This is a genomic window from Paraglaciecola sp. 25GB23A (assembly GCF_040012495.1).
Taxonomy (GTDB): domain Bacteria; phylum Pseudomonadota; class Gammaproteobacteria; order Enterobacterales; family Alteromonadaceae; genus Paraglaciecola.
The window spans coordinates 1-24,871 of record NZ_JBDYKM010000024.1 but is presented as its reverse complement, the minus strand read 5'-3'; the positions used below and the strand labels follow the sequence as shown (position 1 = coordinate 24,871).

The 24,871-nt window shown below is 41.0% G+C and carries 23 protein-coding genes; 7 read left to right on the top strand and 16 right to left on the bottom strand.

Going from position 1 to position 24,871, the window contains the following annotated elements; all coding sequences use genetic code 11:
- Position 1: 1 nt before the first annotated feature.
- Entirely contained in the window at positions 2-1,057 is a 1,056-nt protein-coding gene (locus tag ABKW31_RS19485) for a Glu/Leu/Phe/Val dehydrogenase dimerization domain-containing protein (RefSeq protein WP_348618265.1), read from the bottom strand.
- A 222-nt stretch (positions 1,058-1,279) separates the two neighbouring features.
- On the opposite strand from ABKW31_RS19485, the gene ABKW31_RS19480 reads away from it, so the two are divergent.
- Positions 1,280-1,756 carry an Lrp/AsnC family transcriptional regulator gene (locus ABKW31_RS19480; RefSeq protein ID WP_348618264.1) on the top strand — a complete coding sequence of 159 codons (477 nt, stop codon included), beginning with the start codon at positions 1,280-1,282 and terminating at the stop codon, positions 1,754-1,756.
- 51 nt (positions 1,757-1,807) lie between these two features.
- Here the strand turns inward: ABKW31_RS19480 and maiA are convergent, their stop codons facing one another.
- The 11 genes from maiA to pspA form a co-directional block, all read right to left on the bottom strand.
- Entirely contained in the window at positions 1,808-2,461 is a 654-nt protein-coding gene (maiA, locus tag ABKW31_RS19475) for a maleylacetoacetate isomerase (RefSeq protein WP_348618263.1), read from the bottom strand.
- A 21-nt stretch (positions 2,462-2,482) separates the two neighbouring features.
- Positions 2,483-3,496, bottom strand: coding sequence for a fumarylacetoacetate hydrolase family protein (locus ABKW31_RS19470; protein WP_348618262.1), 1,014 nt, complete (start codon positions 3,494-3,496; stop codon positions 2,483-2,485).
- Positions 3,497-3,532: 36 nt separating this feature from the next.
- Entirely contained in the window at positions 3,533-4,675 is a 1,143-nt protein-coding gene (locus tag ABKW31_RS19465; RefSeq protein ID WP_348618261.1) for a homogentisate 1,2-dioxygenase, read from the bottom strand.
- On the bottom strand, positions 4,668-5,777 hold the full coding sequence (hppD, locus tag ABKW31_RS19460; protein WP_348618260.1) for a 4-hydroxyphenylpyruvate dioxygenase: 1,110 nt from the start codon (positions 5,775-5,777) through the stop codon (positions 4,668-4,670). The genes ABKW31_RS19465 and hppD overlap by 8 nt, the downstream gene beginning before the upstream one ends.
- A 200-nt stretch (positions 5,778-5,977) precedes the next feature.
- Positions 5,978-7,534: a transcriptional regulator TyrR gene (gene tyrR, locus ABKW31_RS19455; RefSeq protein ID WP_348618259.1), complete on the bottom strand. Its 1,557-nt coding sequence runs from the start codon at positions 7,532-7,534 to the stop codon at positions 5,978-5,980.
- 123 nt (positions 7,535-7,657) lie between these two features.
- Positions 7,658-8,458 (bottom strand): phenylalanine 4-monooxygenase, encoded by an 801-nt coding sequence (gene phhA, locus ABKW31_RS19450; RefSeq protein WP_348618258.1) that lies wholly within the window; start codon positions 8,456-8,458, stop codon positions 7,658-7,660.
- 143 nt (positions 8,459-8,601) lie between these two features.
- Positions 8,602-9,711: a TIGR01620 family protein gene (locus ABKW31_RS19445; protein WP_348618257.1), complete on the bottom strand. Its 1,110-nt coding sequence runs from the start codon at positions 9,709-9,711 to the stop codon at positions 8,602-8,604.
- Positions 9,708-11,138 (bottom strand): YcjX family protein, encoded by a 1,431-nt coding sequence (locus tag ABKW31_RS19440; protein WP_348618256.1) that lies wholly within the window; start codon positions 11,136-11,138, stop codon positions 9,708-9,710. Before ABKW31_RS19440 ends, ABKW31_RS19445 begins: the two co-directional genes overlap by 4 nt.
- A gap of 92 nt (positions 11,139-11,230) precedes the next feature.
- On the bottom strand, positions 11,231-11,683 hold the full coding sequence (gene pspC, locus ABKW31_RS19435) for an envelope stress response membrane protein PspC (protein ID WP_348618255.1): 453 nt from the start codon (positions 11,681-11,683) through the stop codon (positions 11,231-11,233).
- The gene (gene pspB, locus ABKW31_RS19430) at positions 11,680-11,916 is read right to left on the bottom strand and encodes an envelope stress response membrane protein PspB (RefSeq protein WP_348618254.1); all 237 of its coding nucleotides are present in this window, start codon (positions 11,914-11,916) and stop codon (positions 11,680-11,682) included. The genes pspC and pspB overlap by 4 nt, the downstream gene beginning before the upstream one ends.
- A 27-nt stretch (positions 11,917-11,943) precedes the next feature.
- Positions 11,944-12,621 (bottom strand): phage shock protein PspA, encoded by a 678-nt coding sequence (pspA, locus tag ABKW31_RS19425; protein WP_348618253.1) that lies wholly within the window; start codon positions 12,619-12,621, stop codon positions 11,944-11,946.
- Between the two features lie 205 nt (positions 12,622-12,826).
- Between pspA and pspF the strand changes: the two genes are divergently transcribed.
- From pspF to ABKW31_RS19395, 6 genes are read left to right on the top strand one after another with little or no spacing between them, the layout of a single operon-like run.
- On the top strand, positions 12,827-13,927 hold the full coding sequence (gene pspF / locus ABKW31_RS19420; protein WP_348618252.1) for a phage shock protein operon transcriptional activator: 1,101 nt from the start codon (positions 12,827-12,829) through the stop codon (positions 13,925-13,927).
- Entirely contained in the window at positions 13,911-15,566 is a 1,656-nt protein-coding gene (locus ABKW31_RS19415) for an ABC transporter substrate-binding protein (RefSeq protein ID WP_348618251.1), read from the top strand. The genes pspF and ABKW31_RS19415 overlap by 17 nt, the downstream gene beginning before the upstream one ends.
- Positions 15,566-16,597, top strand: a complete 1,032-nt coding sequence (locus ABKW31_RS19410) for an ABC transporter permease (RefSeq protein WP_348618250.1) — start codon at positions 15,566-15,568, stop codon at positions 16,595-16,597. The genes ABKW31_RS19415 and ABKW31_RS19410 overlap by 1 nt, the downstream gene beginning before the upstream one ends.
- Positions 16,584-17,477 (top strand): ABC transporter permease subunit, encoded by an 894-nt coding sequence (locus ABKW31_RS19405; RefSeq protein WP_348618249.1) that lies wholly within the window; start codon positions 16,584-16,586, stop codon positions 17,475-17,477. The genes ABKW31_RS19410 and ABKW31_RS19405 overlap by 14 nt, the downstream gene beginning before the upstream one ends.
- Positions 17,477-18,472 carry an oligopeptide/dipeptide ABC transporter ATP-binding protein gene (locus ABKW31_RS19400; RefSeq protein ID WP_348618248.1) on the top strand — a complete coding sequence of 332 codons (996 nt, stop codon included), beginning with the start codon at positions 17,477-17,479 and terminating at the stop codon, positions 18,470-18,472. The genes ABKW31_RS19405 and ABKW31_RS19400 overlap by 1 nt, the downstream gene beginning before the upstream one ends.
- A complete protein-coding gene (locus ABKW31_RS19395; protein ID WP_348618247.1) occupies positions 18,469-19,260 on the top strand; it encodes an ATP-binding cassette domain-containing protein in 792 nt (263 codons plus the stop codon). The genes ABKW31_RS19400 and ABKW31_RS19395 overlap by 4 nt, the downstream gene beginning before the upstream one ends.
- 22 nt (positions 19,261-19,282) lie before the next feature.
- On the opposite strand, the gene ABKW31_RS19390 is transcribed toward ABKW31_RS19395, so the two are convergent.
- The 4 genes from ABKW31_RS19390 to ABKW31_RS19375 form a co-directional block, all read right to left on the bottom strand.
- A complete protein-coding gene (locus tag ABKW31_RS19390; protein WP_348618246.1) occupies positions 19,283-20,413 on the bottom strand; it encodes a sodium ion-translocating decarboxylase subunit beta in 1,131 nt (376 codons plus the stop codon).
- 12 nt (positions 20,414-20,425) lie between these two features.
- Entirely contained in the window at positions 20,426-22,210 is a 1,785-nt protein-coding gene (oadA, locus tag ABKW31_RS19385) for a sodium-extruding oxaloacetate decarboxylase subunit alpha (RefSeq protein ID WP_348618245.1), read from the bottom strand.
- Between the two features lie 25 nt (positions 22,211-22,235).
- Positions 22,236-22,490, bottom strand: coding sequence for an OadG family transporter subunit (locus ABKW31_RS19380; protein ID WP_348618244.1), 255 nt, complete (start codon positions 22,488-22,490; stop codon positions 22,236-22,238).
- Positions 22,491-22,767: 277 nt separating this feature from the next.
- Entirely contained in the window at positions 22,768-24,381 is a 1,614-nt protein-coding gene (locus ABKW31_RS19375; protein ID WP_348618243.1) for a sulfotransferase, read from the bottom strand.
- Positions 24,382-24,871: the final 490 nt, after the last annotated feature.

Sequence of the window (24,871 nt, the reverse complement as noted above, 5' to 3'; positions counted from 1 at the left end):
ACTAGTCCTTTTTTGTAAACCTTTCTTCCGCTATTTGGTTTGCTACAATGTTAGTCGCTTGGTCTAGCTCATTGGCGCGCTGATAAATTTCAACTAAAGTGGCACCAATCCTTTCTAAATGAGCGCGCATAGCTTCATGAGAGCTAGGAATTTTTTGATGATATATATCAATAATACCGCCCGCATTGATAACATAATCAGGCGCATACAATATGCCTTTATCTTTTAATAACTGACCACAACTTTCTTTGGCTAATTGATTATTTGCCGCCCCAGCTACGACCTTTACTTTTAACCTCTGAATCGTTTCTGGACTTAAAATAGCGCCCATAGCACAGGGAGCGAAGACATCAACATCTAAGTCATAAATTTCTTCTAAACTTACAGCCTTAGCACCATAAAGACTAACGGCCTTATCGATACTCTCAGGATAAATGTCGGTAACATAAAGCTCTGCACCTGCTTTGTATAAATGCTCAGCCAAGCGCAAGCCTACATGCCCTAGGCCTTGAATCGCTACTTTAACGCCACGTAAATCACGCTTCAAGGCAAACTCAACTGTTGTTTTTAAACCAACAAACACGCCGTAGGAGGTTGAAGGTGCTGGATTTCCATCCGCTTGTTCACCGTTAACATGATATTTTGCTTCAATACCGGCGATATGATTAGAATGCTCAGCCATGATTTTTAAGTCAGCTACTGACATACCCGAGTCTTCAGCACTAATATATTGACCACCTAAACTTTCAACAAAACGGCCCATTGCTCTCAGTAAACCGACGGTTTTAACCTTACGTGGGTCACCGATAATCACGGCCTTGCCACCACCTTGGTTTAATCCAGCCATAGCGGCTTTATATGTCATGCCTTTGGATAAACGTAATACATCATTCAGGGCTTCATCATCAGAAGAATAAGGCCACATTCTGCAACCACCCAGTGATGCTCCAAGCTGCGTATTATGAATAGCAATAATTGCTTTGAGCCCCGTCTCTTGATCATGACAAAAAGCTACGTGTTCATGGTTATCAAATTCGATATGTTGAAATACTGACATGGATCATCTCTTTTGCGGTTAAAATGTGATGTTATCGATGGCAAATGATATAGCACTTTAGTGAGGATGACTTATCCAACTTTGTTGCTGCAATTAAAAAAGTTGCAGCACAATGAGTAAAATACTCACTTACTTAGGATGTATATCCTCATAATTCCGCTTGAAAAAGATAGTTTTTTTAAGCATGCTACCTGCAGTTAAAACAATAAAAATAGATAAACAATGAGTCGGGTAAAGTTAGACAAATTTGATCGCGAAATACTAAGGGTGTTACAAAGAGACGCTACCATTTCTATGGCTGATTTAAGCCAAAAAGTAGGTTTATCCCACACTCCCTGCTGGCGCAGAGTAAAAAGGCTTGAAGCAGAAAAAATCATACTGCAAAAGGTGACCCTGTTAGACAATAAAAAACTTAACTTAGGTGTATCAGTTTTTATTTACGTTACCTTAAAAAATCATGATGGTGAATCACTTAATGATTTTGAAAAAGCGGTGCAAAGTATTGAAGCAATCGTAGAATGTCATACTACCAGTGGTGAAAAAGATTATTTATTAAAAGTGATTGTAGAAAGTATCGAAGAATATGAGCATTTATTAAAATCTAAATTAACTCATCTGCCCTTAGTTGATCATCTCAGCTCTACCTTTGCGCTAAAACAAGTCAAAAACACCACCGCATTGCCGATAAAAAATCTATAAAACTTATACTGATACCGAGCCATAGTGATTAATATTTACCATGGCTCGGCATTACTCTGCATCTATTTGATTTTCTGGTTTTGCAGCGTCAAAAACGCTTAATTTGTTGCAGTTATGATAAATCTGTTTGATTAAAGGAAAAGCATTTAAATCAATGGAGTATCGCAGTGCATTGTAGACTTGGGGTATCAAACATACGTCAGCCATAGTGATATCATTGGCAAAGCAATATTGGCCTGCGGTATAGCGCAGGCGCTTTTCTACTGACCTTAAACCTTTTTCTATCCAATGCACTAACCAGCGTTGTTGTTCAACATCTGGCAGGCTCAGTTCGTTTTTTAAATACTGCACTATACGTAAATTGGTAATCGGTTGAACATCACAGGCGATATCTTGTGAAAGCGCCCTCACCCTGACTTTATCGGCTGAATCGACCGGCAATAATCGATTAATAGCCGGGTATCTTTCATCTAAATATTCGATGATTGCCATACTCTGATTTAAAACAAGATCATAGTCATCGTCAATTAAGGTCGGTACAAGTTCTGTTGGGTTCAGACTCTGATAGTTTTGCTGGTGTTGCTCACCGCCATTTTTCACTAAATGCACCGGAATATATTCATATTCAATATCTTTGAGATTTAACACAATCCTCAAGCGATAGGTTGCCGATGACCGCCAATAACCATAGAGTTTAATGCTCACCTTGTGCTCCTTCGCAGTTATTTAGGCCAGTTTGCAGACTTTCTGTTCAATAGCACCAAAAATACTCTGGTTATCTTTATCCAACATTTCAATCTTGATCGTATCGCCAAAACTCATAAAGGCGGTTGAAGGCTTACCTTCTCTGATTGTTTCAATCATCCTTAATTCTGCGATACAAGAATAACCCACCCCACCCTCTGCGATCGCACTGCCGTGTCCGGTACCTTGTTTATTCGACACTGTCCCTGAACCAATAATAGTGCCACTGCCCAAATTTCGTGTTTTGGCAGCATGGGCAACTAACTGGGCAAAGTTAAATGTCATGTCTTGGCCAGCACTGGGTTTACCAAATAGTGCGGCATTATAATAGGACAGCAATGGCAAATGTACTTTGCTATCTTGCCAATTGTCACCCAGCTCATCCGGTGTAACGGCAATAGGCGAAAAAGCCGAAGAAGGTTTTGATTGGAAAAAACCAAAACCTTTGGCTAATTCTCCAGGAATTAAGCCACGTAAGGACACATCATTCACTAACATGAGTAATCGAATATGTGAGGCTGCACTACTGGCCTCTGTGCCCATGGGTACATCATCAGTAATGACGGCTATCTCTGCCTCAAAATCAATGCCCCAATTGTCGTTAGCAAAAACAATATCGTCGTAAGGGCCAATAAAATCATCAGAACCTCCTTGGTACATCAAAGGGTCTGTCCAAAAAGACTCAGGCATTTCTGCACCGCGGGCTTTTCGAACCAACTCAACATGATTGACGTAAGCGCTGCCATCAGCCCATTGAAAAGCACGGGGTAAAGGGGAGCTACATAATTGAGCATTGAATTCAAAACACTTGTCTTGTTTACCGGCACAAAGTGAGCGATATACTTGCTCAAGCAATGGCGCTTTGGTATCCCAATCATCAAGAGCTTGCTGCAAGGTCAAAGCGATATGTTCGACTTTGACTGCATATTTCAAATCCTGGCTAACCACTATTAGTTGCCCATCTCGCTTTGCTGTTTTTAATGACGCTAATTTCATTTTGCTATCTTTGCCTTTCGTTAAAGTTAGAACTCTTTATTTGGTTTTCCAACTATCAACATAGTTAGGATTTTCAACACTGGTCGCCGCGCTGGCAATATGCAAAGCATCTCTGGTATCCAACATAACGGCCACTTCATCGGTAAATGTTTTAAGGCTTTGCTGACCCGCGGCAAATGCCTTTGGATGCGGGCCATGGGTAAACCCAGCGGGATGAAACGTCACCATTCCTTGTTCGATATTATCCCGACTAAAAAAGTTACCTTGGTGATAAAACAACACTTCATCATAATCATCGTTATTATGGAAAAAAGGCACTTTTAGTGCCTGCGGATCACTTTCAATCGGTCTGGGAACAAAGGTGCAAATCACAAAGCGATTGGCAACAAAGGTAGTATGTGCAGAGGGAGGTAAATGATAACGATGACTCATGAGGGGCCGAATATCACGCCAGTTAATGCGTACAACACTTAAGTCACCATGCCACCCAATGGCATCCAAAGGATTAAAAGGATAGGTGATAGTTGATATTTGATTGTGTCGTTTTACTTCAACTTGCCACTCAATTTCACCTTGTTGCGCCTTAAATGTCTCATTTAACAAAGGCGTGTCTAACATAGCGGGATCAAAAATAGCATGGGCCCCTAACAAACCTTTCTCAGGTAATTGATAACTGTCATTAGTCGCTTCAATCATCAATATTTGCAGAGGCTTTTGTGGCTCAATCCGCCACATGGTTGCGCGAGGAATAACTACATAATCTCCTTCTTGCAAAACCATGTGACCATAGTCACTGAAGAAATCAGCGCTACCTTGATGCACAAACAATAACTCATCACCGTCAGCATTTCTGGCTAATTTAGCCATGTTTTCTACACAGTGCCACATGCGATACTTACAATGATCATTAAATAAAATCAGTGGTGCTGACCAAGGAGAGCTAGTAGCAGGCTGATACTCGGTATTGACTAAGTTGTTTAAATCAAAAGCACGAGGTTTCAGCTCTCCTTGCCAATCTATCCAGCCCGTTGGTGCGTGACTATGATGCATATGGGTGGCTGGACCAAAAAATCCATTGCGACCAATTTCACGCTCATAAATACCTTCTTTAGGTAAGTCGGCATGGGCTTGGCGAGAAATCGTCCCCTGTTGAGTCGGAAACGTTATCCACTTACGCATCAAGTTTCACTCCTGACTTTATAGATGTGTCTTCGATCACACCGCGTCTAATTTGGTCTTGTTCAATCGATTCAAATAAGGCTTTAAAATTGCCTTCACCAAAACCTTCATTGCCTTTACGTTGAATAATTTCGAAAAAGATCGGACCAATCACGGTATCAGTAAAGATTTGTAATAAAATACCGTCTTTTAGCGGAGCGCCATCAATTAAGATATTGAGTTCTTGCAGGATGGCTAAATCTTCGCTGTGTCCTTCAACCCGTTTGTTGACATTTTCATAATAGGTATTTGGGGTTTGCATGAACTTTACTCCACCCTTTTTAAGATCCCGTACCGTTTGATAAATATCCTCAGTTGATAGAGCAATATGCTGAATACCTTCGCCATTATATTCACGGATAAACTCTTCGATTTGCGACTTATCGTCAGAAGATTCGTTAATCGGAATACGGATTTTGCCACAGGGTGAAGTCATCGCTTTACTAACCAAACCAGTCAATTTCCCTTCGATGTCAAAGTAGCGTATCTCTCTAAAGTTACCTAGGCGCTCATAAAAATTAGCCCATACGGCCATGTTACCGCGTTTAACATTATGAGTAAGATGATCTAATGAACAGAGCCCCACGTCGGTTTCAGCCATAAGTTGTTGCCAATCAGGGTAAAAACGAAAATCAACTTCATAGATCGATTCATCGCCAAAACGGTCAACAAAATACAAGGTGCTTTCACCGATACCGTAGACTGCCGGTATGTTAAGTTCCATTGCGCCTAAATTACCGATGAATTGCTTAGCGCCTTTGCTAACCGCATGACGTAATGCTTGGGCCGCGTCTTTTACTCTAAAGGCCATACCACAAACACTTGGCCCTCTTAAACGCGCAAACTCTTCTGCTTGAGAAGCCGGTTCGGCGTTTACAATAAAATTAATATCACCCTGCTTATATAACCACACGCGTTTGGAGCGATGTTTTGCAACTTCGGCAAAACCTAAAGAACGGAACAGCTGTTTTAATTGTTCAATACCAACTTCGTCTGCTGCGGTGTATTCCACAAACTCAAAACCATCGGTATTTAAAGGGTTAAATGAATCGTTATTTGTCATGTTAGTTCTCTAATCAACGCAAGATGCAGACTAATAGACAGCAAATAGCGGGGAAAGAGAAGAGGCTAAGCCTAGCCTCCTAGAATGGTAAAAAAGCAATTTTGTAATATTTATTTTACAAATTGTTTTCAATCGAGTTTAACGGCCTGTGTAGCCTTAAAATCTCATCAAATTGGCAAAATTTAGGTACACAGGTGTAATTAAAGATTTACAGTGTGTTTATTGATACCGTATTCACGCAGTTTATTAGCTACTGCGGTATGACTTAATCCAAGCTTTTTTGCCAGTTGTCGCGTGCTGGGAAAACTAGGATATAAACGCGCTAATATATCTTTTTCATAACGCTTAACTTCTTCATCTAAATTACCGGTAAAGTCTTCGGCCACAAAACTGGTTACCGCAGAGCAATTGGGCACTCTGATATGCTCCTGTTCTAACTCATTACCTTCCAACAAAGAAACTGCCCGATAAAGTGCATTTTCTAATTGCCTGACGTTGCCCGGCCAAGGATAAGAAGACAAATAATCAGTACAATTTTTACTCAACTTGGGGGTGCGTCTACCTAACTTAACACTGTGTTGTTTTAAAAAGCGCTCTGCTAGTGGCAATATGTCTAGTTTACGCTCTCTTAAAGGGGGTAAGACTAAACCTAAGACGTTAAGACGGTAATATAAGTCTTCTCTAAACAGACCTTGTTGGACTAATTTTCCGAGGTCTTTTTGTGTGGTACAAATAATTCTGACGTCAACGTCTTTTTCATTTACATCACCTACCCGTCTATATTTACCATTTTGCAAAACGCGTAACAATTTGACTTGTAACTGAGCAGACATTTCCGCTATTTCATCTAAAAATAAACTGCCACCTTGGGCTAACTCTAATAAACCAGCCTTTCCTTCGCTCTGACCAAAGGCGCCAGGGGCATAACCAAACAGCTCTGTTTCAGCAACATTGTCAGGTAAAGAGCCACAATTAAGCACCAAAAACTGCCCATCACAACGTCTACTTGCCTCATGGCAGGCCTTGGCTATCAGTTCTTTTCCTGTACCTGTCTCACCAAATATAATCATGGGTCCGTCTAACTCAGCCATTCTTTTAGCTTCAAGGATTACCTTTTTCATGACCTTACTTTGTGCCTGAATCGAGATAAAACTATCAAAGCTTGCTTGATGGAAAACGGTGAGTTGTTGGCCAAGACGCAACTCTGACTTAAGCATAATGACCGCTCCCGCGACGATATTTTCCCCATCCGCATCGGGTATCATAACTGGCAAAATATCGGCTAAATAATCTTGCTCTAAAAAGCGGATCTTTTGTGCTTGGGCACAAATGTTTTTACTCTCTAACCAACGGCTAATATTAAAACCTTTAATTAAATCACTAATCTCTTCGCCTAAAACTTCGTTTTTGGTTTTTTCCAATTGGCTTAATACGACCTCGTTCACTAATACGATGCGTCCTTTAGGGTCCACTGAAAATACCGGATCAGGTAGCGTTTTTAATAAGGCTTTCAACTGATTCTGTTCGCGCTCAAGTGGCATAAAGGCAGTTGTTTTTACATCTTCTATGCCCGCAATCTTGCGTATTTTAGGCATAAGATGTTGAAAATCTTCAAATTTAATAGTGGGGAAATTCAAGTAAATCTTGCCCACTTCATCAATTTCAATCCCTCTGAGATCGATTTGATGGCTCACTAATATATCAAGTACATCTTGGGTAATACCTAACCTATCCTGACAACTAATTTCTAATCGCATTAAGTTTCTCGCATAGTAATAAACGCCTAAACGCCTTCCATTTTGATAATCAAATATGGAAAATTTGTAAAGATATTATTACAAAACTAGGCGCTAGAACAGGATTTTCAATGATATAGAAAATCAACTTGCCATGGATTGTTTAGGCGGGAAACGCGGCTCATGCAAACCTAAGCGTTTTGCTTGCTGTACCAGCTCCATTAAATCAAGTTCGGCAATCGCAAACAAATCATCAAAAGAATTGAGCAAGTAATAAAGGGGTTGCATGATATCAATTCGATAAGGAGTGCGCAGAGCTTCAATCGCCTGCATGATGAAATGCTCACAGGCAGATGTATCGAGGGCATGTATCGTTTCTCCTGGTGAAGAAAGAATGCCTCCACCATAAATTCGAATGCCCTCTGGGGTTTTTAATAATCCAAATTCAATAGTAAACCAATATAAACGAGCCAAATAAACCCGATCTTCTTTACTGGCCCGTTCTCCTAACTTTCCGTAAGTATGGGTAAAGTGAGCAAAGGCAGGGTTGGTTAATAAAGGACAATGGCCAAAAATCTCATGAAAAATATCGGGTTCCTGCAAATAATCAAATTCATCGGCTGAACGGATAAAAGTGGCAACAGGAAATTGCTTATTGGCTAATAGGTTGAAAAACTTGTCAAAATTAATCAGTGAAGGCACTTGTGTGACTTGCCATCCGGTGGTTTTTTCGAGCACAGTATTGATATCATGAAGCTGAGGAATAACATCAGCAGTCAAACCAAGTAACTCTAGGCCTTGCAAATATTCATCACAAGCGCGCCCCTGAAGAAGATCTAATTGTCTTTCTACTAGCGCTCGCCACGTCGTATTTTCTGCATCTGACCAATGAATAACGCCGTTTGCATCGGCTTGATTTGAAATATACTTTGTTTGTTTAGACATAATTTAATTAACTAATAAATGATGCCTATAGTCTACTGACTCGGCCATAAATCTACAGAGGGGCAGCAACAAGAACAAGTTAATTTTATGTAAAGATAATGCTACAAACTCTCAATTTAGCGAACATTGTAGAGCGAAAATACTTACTTTAAGTATTGGCTTAGTTCCTCACGCAATTGATTGGTCATACTGCTTAAGCCGGGCCTAGTGGCCGACAGCCATGGCATCGGTCTACATTCATTTAATGCTTTTAAACCGATACGACTAGTAAGTACCCCTGCCCCTAACCCTTGGGCAACGCGAGTGGATATTTTACCTGTCAGGCCAACGCCCAATGCGTAATTGCCAGCGTCACTTAATATTTCAGCAGCCCCGGCGTATAACATAGAGCGAAATATTTGTTTAATAAGGGCTACTCGCCCCCAATAACCTAGGCGGACACCGTATAAACTACTCAACTGATTGATCATTTTTATGTTGCGCCACAATACAATCAACATATCCAACATAGCAAAGGGGCTAACCGCTATCATCACCCCTGCAGCAGAGGCATTACTGGTGATTTTATTCAGCGCCATTTTATCAATAGGGCCTAATACTTTGAGTTCAAATAGACTCAATACCTCTTTGTTCGTGTAATGGCTATGCAAACCATCACTCCAGACTTTAACTAAAGGTTGATATTCGCTAGGTAAACGACGGGCAATCACTTCGCAATGGGTCTGTCCCAAACCAATCGCTGGGGTATTAAATAAATCAGCCGAGTATTGTTGTATTTCCTTCTGTTGCTTTAACTTTTTTAAAGACTTAAATTCACTAAAAACAAGCTTACAGCCAGCAATCAAAACTATACTAAACAGCACTAACCAGCCTCCAGCCAGCCAGTTCTGGTCGGTAATTACAAATGAAATAGCCGAATATAACTCTGCCATACTGAGGGTAATAACCAGCACTGTTGTCGCTAACCACAACAGCCTGCTTAGTTTGGATGACGAAGCCGGTTTTTTTACTTGAATGAGCGTGTCGTCAGGTTTTTCCTCTATTGGCGATACATGTAACTGCTCGTCAAAAATGGTTTGGCTTTGCAAACTAGGCTGATTGACCTCTACCTCAGGCTTTTTGTTAAACGGTATCGCTTGCACAACTATCGAGGCTCTTATTGGTTTATCCCCATCATCAGGTTCAAAAGAGTCAGTGTTTTTATTAATAAAGGATGCTTCTTTTTCATGCTTGTTTTCGGTTTTATCCTTCATAGCAATTTATCCGCCAGCATAAAATCAAGTACTTGATCCATTCTTATATGAGGCAAGGCTTGCTGATCCTTTAACAAAGGCGCGGCAAATTGAGGGAAAGCAAATCCTTGTTTTTGCCAAAATTCGGCTTTTGGGCAAGTTGCTGGCACTTCACCAGGAAATAATGTCAAATTTAGGCCATCCTCTGTACGGCCTTGTAATACAGGGACAAACTCTCCATTAATCTGTGCTTTACCACTCGTTGAGGCTTTTATAGCGGCAATAAGTGTCGATTCCGTCACGACACCATCAAATTGCAACTGTTTACGAGCATCTCGCAACATTGAATCAAGAAGTTTAACTAAATTGACTTGTTGATCAGGGGTAACATGATCAGCCTTGCTAGCAGCGAAGACCAGTTTATCTATTTTGGGTTTAAATAAACGTTTGAGTATATTAGACGAGCCATAGGCAAAACTTTGCATTATCCATTGTAAAGCAGCCTGAAGATCCTGATAACTGTGTAAACCATTATTTAACGCACTAAGGCAATCAACTAAAATAATTTGTCTGTCAAAACGTTTAAAATGTTGTTGGTAAAAGGGTCTAACAACATGCTGTTTGTAATATTCAAAACGTTTCACTAACAGCTCAGCATTACTACCCTTTACGAGCTTAGCAAGATCGATATTTTGTGCTATTAATTGTTCGGGAGAGACAGGAAAGAAATGCAATACTGGTGCTCCTAGCAACTCACCAGGCAATAGAAAACGCCCAGGAAGCAACAATTGAAATCCCGCCTGCTGACATTGTTTTAAGTACTTTGCATAAGATTCAGCTGTTTTTTGTAAGAGCAGTTCATCGCCCTTGGCATTTAAATCAATGGCTTCAATTTCTGCGCGAATTGGCGCTGCAAGTTTCGCTCTTTGCTCGTTAATGAGTTGTCGACTAGAGTATTCACACCATTGTACAAAATCCATATCTAGCAAGGGCAAATCTAACAACCATTCACCGGGATAATCGGTAATATCCAAGGTCAGTTTTGCATCTTCACTTAACCAACGACTTAGCCCGCTTTTTTTCTTATAACGGATCACTAACCTGATTTGAGAAATACCAGTGGTGGATTGTGGCCAAGTTGGAGGTTCTGTCGACAAGCCCAAAATGGCGTCTTCATAAGCAAAACGACTAGCGCTTAAATCAACTTGATTACTGCGTTTCACACCAATGATACGACCTTCCCGTTTAGTTGAGAAAAACGGCAACTCTGCATCTTCATTCACTTCGAGAAGTTGATTCATTAATGAGGTAATAAATGCAGTCTTACCGCTTTTACTTAGCCCAGTGACAGCCAAATTAACGTGTTTATCGGCCAAGCGAGCACCGGCTAATTTAGCATGATGCATTGCCTGATTAACGTAGCGTTGTGCGGAATTTGCTTTATCCATGGGCCCTTAAAAATCTTAGAGTGAATGCGGTTTTACCAATAAAAAGACCAAGCAAGTTAAATTAGATACATGCTTGGTCTATAAATATAGCGCTATAACTGGCTAATTTCTCTATTGAGTTGAAACTCAGATGATGTGACATAAGTTTCCACTTGTCTTAAACGTATTTCATTTTTTGCAAATCGTTGCTGTATATCTTGAAATGCTTGTTTAGGTGGCTCACCTGCCTGCCAGATTTTAGACTTGACCACCACTTTGTCTTCATCATCAGTTTGATTGTGCCAGCCCTTGCCTCTCGTTTTTGTCACACTGCTATGAGCTACAAAAGGTGTTTTACTGCCTTTTGAACCAGGTTTCTTGTCCAAAATAAACCAGGCGGCAATGTAACTTACGAAAATAAATGGACCAGCAAATAGGAAAAAGGCACTGACCACTAAAATTCTGACCAACCATAGTTCCCAACCAAAATACTCAGCTAAGCCAGCGCATACCCCAGCAATTTTGCCTTTGTCAGGGTCACGATATAGATCTTTTTTTAAGGTCATACTTTGCTTCTCCACTGAGGTGCCTCGGCATCCAATATAGACTCTAAAGTATGAATGCGGTCGGCCATTTTTTCTGCTCTATCAGCAAGTTCCTGCAACGTAGCATACTCATCCTGAGATAATCCTTGATTCATTTGCTTCTTACTGCGGTAGTGTAAAATAAGCCATATTGGTGCCACAAAAATCATGAAAATGATGATTGGAGCAATGATTATTCCTACGATATCTTCCACAATTTACCTCCTTATTTTGCCCAGAACTTACTTTTTCGCTGCCGTTGATTTACTTTGAACTTTCTTTTTTAGCGCGGCCAATTCATCATCGATATCTTGTCCGGCTTCAAGTTCTGCAAATTCATCGGCTAAGGTTTTTTTGCCTAAATCATAAGCATCGACCATAGACTCTAAATCATCAATTTTACGCTCATACTGCTCGAAACGTCCCATGGCTGCATCAACTTTAGTGCTATCCAAGGTCTTTTTAACTTCAAGTCTTGAACTTACTGTATTCTGACGCAGTATGATGGCCTTTTGACGTGTTTTAGCATCGGCTAATTTATCCTGCAATTGGCCTACTTCACTTTGCAACTTAGTAATTTGCTCGTCAACTAAGCCCAATTCTTTAACTAATATATTAGCGTGATCATCACATTTTTTCTTTTCTTGTAAAGCCGCTCTAGCTAAATCTTCTCTATCCTTACTGATAGCAAGTTCAGCCTTTGCTTTCCAATTCAAAGCTTCGTTTTGAAGCTTATTAATCTGTGTGCTAATTTCCTTTTTATTAGCTAAGGTTTTAGCTGAGGCAGAACGCACTTCAACCAATGTGTCTTCCATTTCTTGGATAATTAGACGAACCATTTTTTCTGGATCTTCAGCCTTATCTAAAATGGCGTTAATATTTGAGTTCACTATATCGGTGAAACGAGAGAAGATACCCATAGTTATTACCTCTTTGTTTAATGTTAACTAATTTTATTGTTTAACGTTGTTTATGTTGTAGTTTATTCAATATATGGGCCAACCTCGACAACAAACTAACATACTGATTTTAAACAATAAATATTTACATTAACTTGAGTGCAATCTACAATCGTATCAATCTACGCTAATTATTAGCTAAATCGACCACTTTTTAAGGATATTGATGAGCCGCTTTCGCCAACAAGATAATTTGGTAGGACAGTCTAATAGTTTTTTAGAGGTTCTAGAGCAAATTTCACAAATAGCTCCCCTTAACAAGCCCGTTCTGATTATTGGTGAACGTGGCACAGGTAAAGAACTGGTTGCCGCTCGCTTGCATTTTCTATCTAAGCGTTGGGAGCAAACCTATTTAAAATTGAACTGCGCAGCGCTCAATGAAAACTTACTCGAAAGTGAATTATTTGGTTATGAAGCAGGTGCGTTTACGGGGGCGGCCAAGAAACGTGAAGGTAGATTTGAAACAGCCCATAACGGCACCCTGTTTTTAGATGAATTGGCAAATACCTCTGGCATGATCCAAGAAAAACTATTAAGAGTCATAGAATACGGGGAGTTTGAACGTGTCGGTGGCTCACGCAGTATTAAGGTAGACGTGCGTTTGGTCGCCGCAACCAATGAGGATTTACCGAGCTTAGCTGATTCAGGAGAATTTAGAGCTGATTTGTTAGACAGACTTGCTTTTGATGTTATCACCCTGCCGCCATTACGAGAGCGAAAGGACGATATTATGATGTTAGCCGAGAATTTTGCTATCAATATGGCAAGAGAGTTAGAAATGGAATTGTTTAGTGGCTTTACTGAAAAAGCCAAGCGCATTTTACTTGAATATCATTGGCCGGGTAATATTAGGGAGCTGAAAAATACCGTAGAACGTGCGGTATATCGTAGTAACAATCCACATTTACCTGTGCACCAAATTGTACTCGACCCCTTTGAGTCGCCATTTAGACCGAAAAAACGCATTAAAACACATGATCGGATTACCACGTCTACGCCCTTACCAGCAGAAGAAACCACAATTAATAGCGAACAGTCTGTCGTGCTACCAACGACCACTGCTAAATTAGAGCCACAGTTTGAGTTTCCTGTTGATTTAAAGGAGTTATCACAAGACTTTGAAATTGACTTGATTAATAAAGCACTGGCAGATAGTCAATTTAACCAAAAGAAAACAGCAGAAAAATTAGGTTTAACCTATCATCAATTACGAGGCTATTTAAAAAAGTATAATCTTCTTGAAAATGCCGATGAGCAAGATGCTTAGTTATTGCGGGTTTAAGCTAAATTCCAAAAAAAGGCTATTACAAAATAGTTTTATTATTCTATTTTGTCTCAGTTTGTTTGGCTGTGATGCCCTGCTAAATGCCAACAACCAATCTGATGGTGTTATTTATTGTTCAGAGGGTAACCCGACAAGTTTTAACCCACAATTAGATACATCGGGCACCACAGTGGACGCTTCATCTCATCAAATATACGATCGATTGCTCGATTTTGATGGGCAAACCGGCAACGTCATTGCTGGTTTAGCCACCAGTTGGCTTATCAGCGATAATGGCTTGCGTTACACTTTCCAATTGCGAAAGAACGTTGAATTTCATCAAACCGATTACTTTACCCCTACCAGAGCATTTAATGTTGATGACGTGATTTTTAGTTTTGACCGTTGGCGGCTAAAAGACAGTGTTTATCACAATGTTTCAGGTGGCGCCTATCCTTATGCAGACAGTCTAGGACTTGGCAAGTTAATAGAAAGGGTCGAACGAATTAATACCTATCGCCTTGAAATAGTATTAAAACAGCCCCAAAGTTCTTTTTTATCTAATTTGGCCACTGACTTTGCAGTTATTTTATCTAAGGAATACGCGGAACAACTTGAACAGAACGATCAAAAAGACCTGATTGATCGTCAGCCCATCGGCACAGGTCCGTTCAAATTTGCCAACTTTCGACAAGACAGTTTCATTCGCTTTAAAAAGCACAATCAGTATTGGGGTGACTCAATACAAACTGAACAATTAATTTTTGATATTACGCCCTCAAGCTCCCTGCGATTAGCCAAGTTAATTACCGGTGAATGTGATGCTATGGGACTGCCCGCCCACAGTGAATTGGAAGTCGTTCGCCAATCAAAAGATTTAATCCTAGACGAAAAACCAGGATTGAACGTGGGCTTTTGGGCTTTTAATACCTCTAAACCACCATTTGATCGTCCCGAAGTAAGGCGTGCCTTATCCTTAGCAATAGACAAAAATGCCCTAATAGAAGCCATTTACTTTGATAGTGCAATTTTAGCTAAGAATATCGTGCCACCCACGTCATGGGCATTTCAAACTGAACAAAAAAATATTAGTTATAATCCCTCAGCCGCCCAAAAATTACTTAGAGAGAATGGTATTGAACCCGGGTTTACTATGAGTATTTGGGCCATGCCCGTTGAAAGGCCTTACAATCCGAACGCAATCAAAATGGCTGAGTTGATGCAGGGTTATTTGCAAGCTGTCGGGGTCAACGTAGAGATCGTCAGTTATGAATGGTCGACGTTTAGGGAGAAGTTAAAACAAGGCAACCACGATTCTGTCTTAATCGGTTGGTCAGCAGACAATGGTGATCCGGATAACTTTTATCGTCCTTTACTGTCTTGTGGAGCCATTAAATCAGGCACTAATCGCGCTTTTTGGTGCTCTGAAGAATATGACGCCTTAATTGACCAAGCCTTACGTTTCACCAATAATGAAGACCGCCAATATTTTTATTTTAAAGCTAACGCTTTAATTGCTGAACAATTACCATTAGTACCCATTGCACATGCCTCAAAGTATCAAGCATTTCGCAAAAACTTAGTAGGCTTTGAAATCAATCCATATGGCGGAGTAAAATTGGCTGGGGTGACAAAAGAATAATGTTAAAAGTGATACTCCGATTTTTTAATCTCGTCGTTTTGACTTTGCTCGCCTTGAGCTTTTTTTCTTTTATCTTGATCTATTTATTTCCTGGGGATCCTTTAACCAACTTATCCGGGATAGCTAATCCTAATCCACAGCAACTTGAAATTCTCAATCAAACCTATCACAGAGATAGTGCCTTCTTAATCCAATATTGGTACTACTTAATAGATTTATTTAGTGGCAATTGGGGGCTGAGTGTTAGCTCAGGCTTGTCTTTAGCCGATGAAGTAGCACGGACTTTACCCGCAAGCATAGAACTCAGTACTTATGCCCTAATACTCTCGTTCATTATAGGCCTGCCCTTAGGGTTTTTAGCTGGGCTTCGTCACCATAAAACCACTGACTATGCCCTACTGTCAGCCAGTGTATTAGGCTACTCTATTCCGGTTTTCTGGTTAGCAATGTTGTTAATTCTCGGATTTTCTTTGCAATTAGGTTGGTTTCCATTATCTGGTCGCATTAGTCTGTTATATGAAGTTCCGCGAATAAGTGGATTCATGTTTCTCGATATCATATGGTCAGATATTGACAATAAATCAGAGGTTATTTTAGATGCCTTCCGTCATCTTATTTTACCAACACTATCGATAGCCGCATTTACTACAACAGTGACATTGCGCATCATGCGCCGTTCAATCATAGAGACTTTAAATAGCGAGTATATTCAAGCCGCGGTTGCCAGAGGGCTTACCTCAAGACAAATCATTATGAAACATGCGCTTAAAAACGCACTGATGCCAATATTGCCCATTCTCGCTATGCAATTTACGACATTATTAACCAACGCAATGATTGTAGAAGTGATCTTTTCATGGCCGGGCATTGGTAATTGGCTTATTCAGGCTATATATCAACGTGATTACCCAGCCATAAGAGTAGGCATGTTAGCTGTTTCGACCTTAGTTGTAATGTTTACTATGACAATTGATCTGCTGCTAAGACTGATTGACCCTAAAAAAAGTAAGGTGGAACGTGTCGCGATCTAAACTATATCAGGAAGAGTTCCACCCCTCTCCATTGCAACATACGTGGATGGAATTTAAAGAAAACCATATTGCGGTTGGTGGCTTATGCTGCGTGCTTTTTATTTTAGTTATTGTGTTATTTTGTGGGGTTTTAGCCCCCTTTGATCCCTTACTGCAGCAAGCAGATGCTATTTTGATCCCCCCCGCGTGGCAGCCGAATGGAGGAATAGTCAATGTTTTTGGCACCGATGCACTTGGCCGCGATCTGCTCTCTAGAGTAATGCACGGCTGTCAAATGACGTTTGGCATCAGCATATTGTTGGTCTTGATAGCCATGTCGATTGGGGTTTCCGTCGGCGCCATTGCCGGTATGAGTAGAGGCGTACGCTCAAGTGTGGTAAACCACACGTTAGACTCTATTATGGCCATTCCAACCTTACTCATCGCTATCATTATTATTGCTATACTTGGCACTGGATTAGTTAATAGTATGTGGGCAATTGCACTGGCACTCACTCCCCAGTTTATTCATCAAACCCGCGACTATGTGCGACAGGAATGCAAAAAAGAATATGTGCAAGCAGCGAAGTTAGATGGCGCTCCACCCAATCAGATTTTTATTCGTTCAATATTACCGAATATGGGGGAAATATTGGTAGTACAAGGAACAATGGCCTTATCCATAGCCATCTTAGACATTAGCGCCCTCGGTTTTTTAAACCTTGGGGCACAAGCACCAACGCCGGAACTCGGGGCTATGCTTTCAGAAGGAATTGAAGTGGCTTACATTGCGCCTTGGAGTATAGCCTTACCGGGCGGTGCGATATTTTTAATGATGTTATCTATTAATTTAGTTGGCGATGGCCTGAGATCAGCGCTGAGAAATAGGTTACTACATTAATGAGTCTACTTGATATTAAAAACCTGACCTTAGAAATTGATATCGCTGGTGAGTGGGTCAAAGCTTTAGATAAAATTAACCTGGTCATTAACGAAGGGCAAATTCATGCACTAGTAGGTGAATCTGGCTCTGGTAAGAGTTTAATTATCAAAGCGATTGTGGGTGCCATACCGCAACGTTGGCGAGTTACCGCAGATCGAATGACGTGGCGAGGGCAAGATTTACTAACTATGTCGGTCAAAGACCGGCGCAAAGTCATTCGTAGTGATATTTCGGTTATTTTTCAAAATCCCAAAAACTCTCTTGATCCCTTACAAACATTGGGTGAGCAGTTAACAGAAATTGTGCCTGAAAGCCGTATCGAAAGTCGTTTGTTTTGGCGTCGCACTAAAGAGAGAGAAAAAATCGTTATCGAATTGTTGCATCGGGTCGGCATAAAGGATCATAAACTATGTATGCAAAGTTATGCCCACCAGATTTCTAACGATGTTTGTCAAAAATTTATGATTGCCATGGCCTTAGTGTCGGAGCCAAAACTTATCATTGCTGATGATCCAACCCGTGGAATGGAAGTTACGGCTAAATCGCAAATATTAAAATTACTGAGTCGAGTTAATCAAGTCAGAAAACTGAGTGTACTATTTGTAAGTCATGACTTACTTGCCATTTCCAGTATGGCCCATTACATGACCGTACTCTATTGTGGTCAAACCGTAGAAAGCGGCAATATGTTGCAACTCAAAAAACGCGCCTTACATCCTTACACTCAAGCATTATTGGATAGTGCGCCAAGTTTTCGTAAAGATTTAGCACCAAAATCTGCACTGAGCTCCTTGGACGGCACCATCCCAACTTTACAGCATTTACCTATTGGCTGTCGGCTCGGTCCGCGCTGTCCTCGAGCACGCAGAGAGTGTGTCGTGGTACCTTCGGTAAGACGAGTCCATGAACATTATTATAGTTGCCACTTCCCCTTGCATTGGGATAAAAAATGACTGATTTAATCCATGTTGAAAATTTAAAATTTGTTAATCATAAAGACAAACTTAACTTTTTCAGTACAAAAAAAACCTTTGAACTTGGGCCAATTAATATTGACCTCAAAGCGGGGGAAACCTTAGCTGTTATTGGCGCGAACGGCTCAGGAAAATCGCTGTTAGCCAAGTTACTTGTAGGCTTGGAAAAACCGGAAAGCGGGCAGATTTTTTTGCATGGTGAAGCCTTAAACAAATCCAACCAGCGCCAACGTGGTTTAAGTATTAGGATGATTTTTCAAAACAGTAATGAATCGCTGAATCCTGGCATTACGCTTGGGTCGATTTTAGATGAGCCCTTACGTTTGAATACCGATTTGAATATGATGCAGCGGGCCGCAAAAATTGAACAAACATTAGCTCAAGTCGGACTTATGCCAGAACACCAGTTTTTTTATCGCCATATGTTGTCTGATGGTCAGAGACAGCGTGTAGCCCTTGCCAGAGCATTGATATTAAATCCACAAGTGTTGGTGGCAGATGAGCCATTTGCGGCCTTAGACCCTTCTGTACGCTCTCAAATTGTCAATCTATTGATGAACCTACAGCGCGAATTGGGTCTGGGTTTTATTTTTATTTCACACAATTTGGGCATTGTCCGCCACATCAGCGACAAAGTCATTGTGATGCGCCATGGTAAGATTATCGAATCAGGCCGGACTGATGTTATTTTTAATTGGCCAAAAGAAGAGTATACGCAAAAATTGGTACATGCTCATCAAGCGCTTATTAACCGACAAAACACTTGATGAACATGATTAAATGCTAAACCTACCCGACTAAGGCAAGTAAGATGCCTGCGGCTACGGCCGAGCCAAGTACACCTGCTACGTTAGGACCCATGGCATGCATCAGTAAAAAGTTATGATGATTCGATTCTAAACCCACCTTATTAACCACCCGCGCAGCCATAGGTACGGCAGATACCCCAGCAGCACCAATAAGGGGATTAATTTTTTGTGAGCTAAAACGGCCCATCAATTTAGCCATTAAAATACCGGCAGCAGTACCGACAGAGAACGCAATAGCACCAAGAGCTAATATCCCTAAAGTTTCCAGAGTCAAAAACTTGTCCGCGGAGAGTTTTGAGCCCACAGCCAAACCCAGAAAAATAGTCACTACGTTAATTAATTCATTTTGTGCACTATTACTTAATCTATCTACTACCCCAGATTCTTTCATTAAATTACCCAAACAGAACATGCCGATTAATGGCGTGGCACTGGGTAAAAACAATATAGTCATCAGCAGTACTGCTAAAGGGAAAATGATTTTTTCACGTTTTGATACATGGCGTAATTGCGCCATCTCGATTTTACGCTCTTGCTCATTGGTTAGTAGGCGCATTATCGGGGGTTGAATAATCGGTACCAATGCCATGTAAGAATAGGCGGCAACGGCAATAGCTCCGAGTAAGTCAGGTGCCAAACGTGAAGCCAAAAATATGGCTGTAGGCCCATCAGCACCGCCAATAATAGCTATCGCGGCAGCATCTTTCATACTGAATTCAAAACCTGGAATGAAATTGAGCGCAATCGCGCCAAACAATGTACCAAATATACCAAATTGGGCCGCAGCCCCCAGTAATAACATACGAGGATTAGCAATCAAGGCACTAAAGTCTGTCATGGCGCCTACCCCCATAAAAATTAACAGAGGAAAGACGCCAGTTTCTATACCAACATGATAAATGTAATAGAGCAAGCCTCCTGCCTCACTAAACCCAGCTAAGGGGATATTTGTTAATACCGCACCAAAGCCAATGGGTAATAGTAGTAAAGGCTCAAATTTCTTAACAATTGCCAAATATAGTAATAAGGCACCCACTAACATCATCACAACTTGACCAAGTTGAAAGTGAGCGAGCGCGGTGCTATCCCACAACAGCTGAATTTTTTCCATCTAAGTCATGCCTTAATTAAACGTCAACAAAGATTGACCAGTTTGCACTGAGTCGCCGTCTTTAACTAATATCTTACTTATCCTGCCGCTAACAGTAGAGCGAATTTCGGTTTCCATTTTCATCGCTTCCATGACCAATACCACTTGTCCTTGAGTGACGTCTTCATCAACCGCAACCAGAATCTTAAAGATGGTTCCCGATAAAGGTGACTGCAAACTCTCCGTCGCCGCAGAGGTAATTTTATTATTCGCAACAGGGCTTTCAGTCACTGCTTGAATATTACTCAAGGCACCTGACTCGCCTACTTCAACTTGATAAGTTTTGCCATCAACACGAACAGAATAGCTAGCAGGGCCGGCTGAGTTAGTATCAGCAGTCTGAGGCTTAATACTCTGTACTTTATCAGCAGCTTGCGGACTGGGCTCAAAAGCAGATGGGTCATGACGATTTCGTAAAAATTTCAATCCAACTTGGGCAAATAATGCATAAGTTAATACATCATCTACTGAGTCAGTCGCTAAACGCAGGTTTTCTTGCTTCGCTATGTCTGCCAGTTCACTGGTGAGTGAAGCTAATTCAGCGCCAATAAGATCGGCTGGCCGACAGGTAATGGGCTCTTCACCCGCTAGCACTTTTAATTGCAAACTCGCGTTTACCGGTGCTGCTGTGGCGCCATATTCACCTTTTAATACCCCAGCTGTTTCTTTAGTGATGCTTTTGTAGCGTTCGCCGGTCAAGACATTGAGGACTGACTGTGTACCTACAATCTGCGAAGTGGGGGTCACTAGTGGGATAAATCCAAGATCTTCTCGCACACGAGGAATTTCTTTCAGCACTTCGTCCATGCGATCTAAGGCACCTTGTTCCTTAAGTTGGCTTTCCATATTAGTTAGCATTCCACCCGGAACTTGAGCAATTAGAATGCGCGCATCAACACCTTTTAAACTGCCTTCAAATTGGCTATATTTTTTTCTAACATCCCTAAAATAACTGGCTATATCGGCCAACAAGGGTAATTGTAAGCCTGTATCACGCGCCGTATCTTCAACGATAGCCACAACGGTTTCTGTTGCGGTGTGGCCATAAGTCATGCTCATAGATGAGATAGATGTGTCGAGTATATCAATACCTGCATCAATGGCTTTTTGATAAGTGGCCGTACTTAAACCTGTGGTCGCATGACAATGCATTGCAATAGGCACTTCAATCGTTTCTTTCAAACGACTAACAAGCTCCTCGCAGACATAAGGTTTTAGCAGACCTGCCATATCTTTAATACAGATAGAATGAACGCCCATATCTTGTAATCTGGCTGCCATGTCTAACCATGTCTGTAAATTGTGCACTGGTGATACGGTATAAGACAGCGTACCTTGGGCATGGGCTCCCTGTTTAATCGTCGCCTTAACGGCTGTTTGTAAATTACGGATATCATTCATAGCATCAAAAATACGAAAGACATCAACACCATTGGTGTGGGCTCGTTCAATAAACTTTTCTACTACATCGTCAGCATAGTGACGATAACCGAGCAAATTTTGACCACGCAATAACATTTGTTGTTTGGTCTTTGGCATGGCTTTTTTTAGGGCTCGGATTCGCTCCCAAGGATCTTCGCCTAAATAACGAATACAAGCATCAAATGTTGCTCCGCCCCAGGTTTCTAAAGACCAATAACCAACTTGATCTAACTTCTCAGCAATAGGAAGCATATCTTCTAAACGCAAACGTGTTGCAAGCAATGATTGGTGTGCGTCACGTAATACCACATCAGTGATAGCTAGCGGCTTTGACATAATAATATTCTCTTAAGTTTGAAAACTATTTATTGCTACGGTGTTGATGAATAGCAGCGGTGATGGCAGCCACTAACCCAGATGGTAGAGCGTTATTTGACTTACTTGAACTAGCAGGTTGTTGGCCTGAACTAACAGCAGATTCTGGAAAGCGTTTATTAAGCCACGCAATTACATTTACCGCCCCGATTAGGGCCGCTAGAAACAGGAAAACCACGAACATGCCAATCATCATTAAATTGGCCGCATCCATTAACAAACTGACAACATCATGAGGCATAATTATGCTATTCCTATTGAGGCCCAAACTGAGCCTTTACTTACCATTGAGCCCAACATATTACAGCAAAACCACCAAAGCAAAAACACTTAAAAAACAAAGATAAATTCAATTTAGTTGAATTTATATTCAACTAGCCTAAATAAACTCACCTAAGGAGTAATTTTTGTATTCTTCTACTAGGCAGTAATAAGCCGATATAGCTAGACCTGTAGTGACGTCAGTGTGAGGCCAGATAATCTAGTAATATTTTATTATACGGTTCAAAGGCTTTATATTATGGAGAGATTCCAGCAGCTTTGAGAATATCGAGTGTTGGAGATAACTGATTCTTATAGTTCTTCCATCGGCCAATCGAGCGGTTATGTGCCTTTTCACGTACTTGCGCTGCACTAGCGGTCACAACGGCAGTATTGTTTTTTTCAAAATTAATGCAAGTATCTTCCCAATCAAGACCTAGATGCTGAATAAGCCTACGTGCTTGCACTTCGTTATCTGCAATAACATCTTCATACGCTATATCCAAAATCTTACCAGGCATAATGGTATGCCAGTGCTCCATCAATTGCCGATACATAACAAAATGTTCTGCCATTTCGCTTTGAGCATAACTGTGCTGATAGACCTCTTCAAATAGCTGTTTAAAAACGGCAAAACAAGTATCTGCTGGGCTCCGAGTAACATGAATGATTTTAGCCTTAGGGAAGGCCTTTGCGATAAAACCTACTAACATAAAATTCATTGGAAATTTATCAATGAAGTATGGGGTTTTGCCTCGAAGCCTAGCTAATCCAGTAAGATAGGATTGAGCTAATTCGGCACCGGTAACATAGTGAGATTTATTGATTAATTCTGCTGAAATAAATTCTTTGGTACGCACTCCTGTTATCGCCCGAAGTGACATAGCCAATTGCACCGGTTCACCAGCCGAATGCACTAAACTGTGGCTAGAAATAATGCGGTCGATAAGAGTGGTACCCGTGCGGGGCTGACCAATAATAAATATTGGGGCAGTCTCATTAGTTTCATTAACGGATGTATTAAGCCAATTTTCTGTACACACAGATTTAATAACTTCAAAGGTCTTTTTGGCTTCTGAGCTATCATAATCAACGATCTTACGCTTTGCAGCGGCACCACGTTCGAATACTTCAAAGGCTTTATCCCAGCATTGTGTATCCTCAAATAATTTCCCTGCTGCATATCCCAGAAAAGCATGAGCTCTAGGAGTTGTTTCAGTCTTTTTCATGAGCGCGAGTAATTGCTCTGCCAAATCATTATTTTGTGCTTTTACAAGTGAAGATAAAATCCACCAAGACTCCGCATCATTTTCATTAAGAGCCACCGCTTTTTTGAGAGATTGCTGCGCGCCGCTAAAATCGCCTAATTCTAACAAACTGACACCAAGAGCATGGTGATATATTCCATTATTAGGTGAGTTCTGAACGGCAATACGTAGATTTTTGACCGCCTCCTCAGCGTGTCCTAAAACACTTAATACATGAGCAATGGGATGTAAAATATAAGCCTTATCACTGCCTATTTGTTGGGCGGCCACAACGGCGTTTTCTGCTTTGACCATATTACCGATTTGGCTATATACCAAAGCTAAAAATGCCCAATATTCTGCTACCGTTCCATCAAGTTCTACCGCAGTCTCAAGCGCTTTTAATGCGATATCTAACTGCCTGGTTTCTATTGTTACTCTGCCAATCAAATAATGGGCTTGCGGAATTTTTTTATTAGTTTTCAGTAACCCTTTAGCAATCTCTATCACCAGCCTAAAGTCTTTCACTTCCAGAGCGTCAAAAGCTCTAGATAATTCCGTTACTACTTGGCCTGCTTCAGGTTTGTCTTTAGTAATAGCAACGCTGGATGGGTGTTGATTCATGTAATTTACCTTTGATTTTTCCAGACCGCACAAGATTATAGAAGACTTTGAGACTGTCAAGCGCCTGAACCCGATACACATTTTGCACATGGGAATTAGAAAGAAGTGAAAGGTAACTATAAATACTGCGCCGCACGCCTCTTGTGCGCATAACTGAGAAACAATACTAATTTACTGGTGGTAATTGAATGAGCGTCACGCGGTGAGCGTCACGCGGTGAGCGTCACTGAGTGATGAGCTATAGGAGTAGTTTCTATAAAAACTATCTTAAAACAACTTTAGACTAAATTTGGGGAGGTTATTGAAATGGCGCGTGTGGAAGGATTCGAACCTCCGACCGCCTGGTTCGTAGCCAGGTACTCTATTCTGCCCGTCACGGAGTGATGAGCTATAGGAGTAGTTTCTATAAAAAATATCTTAAAACAACTTTAGACTAAATTTGGGGAGGTTATTGAAATGGCGCGTGTGGAAGGATTCGAACCTCCGACCG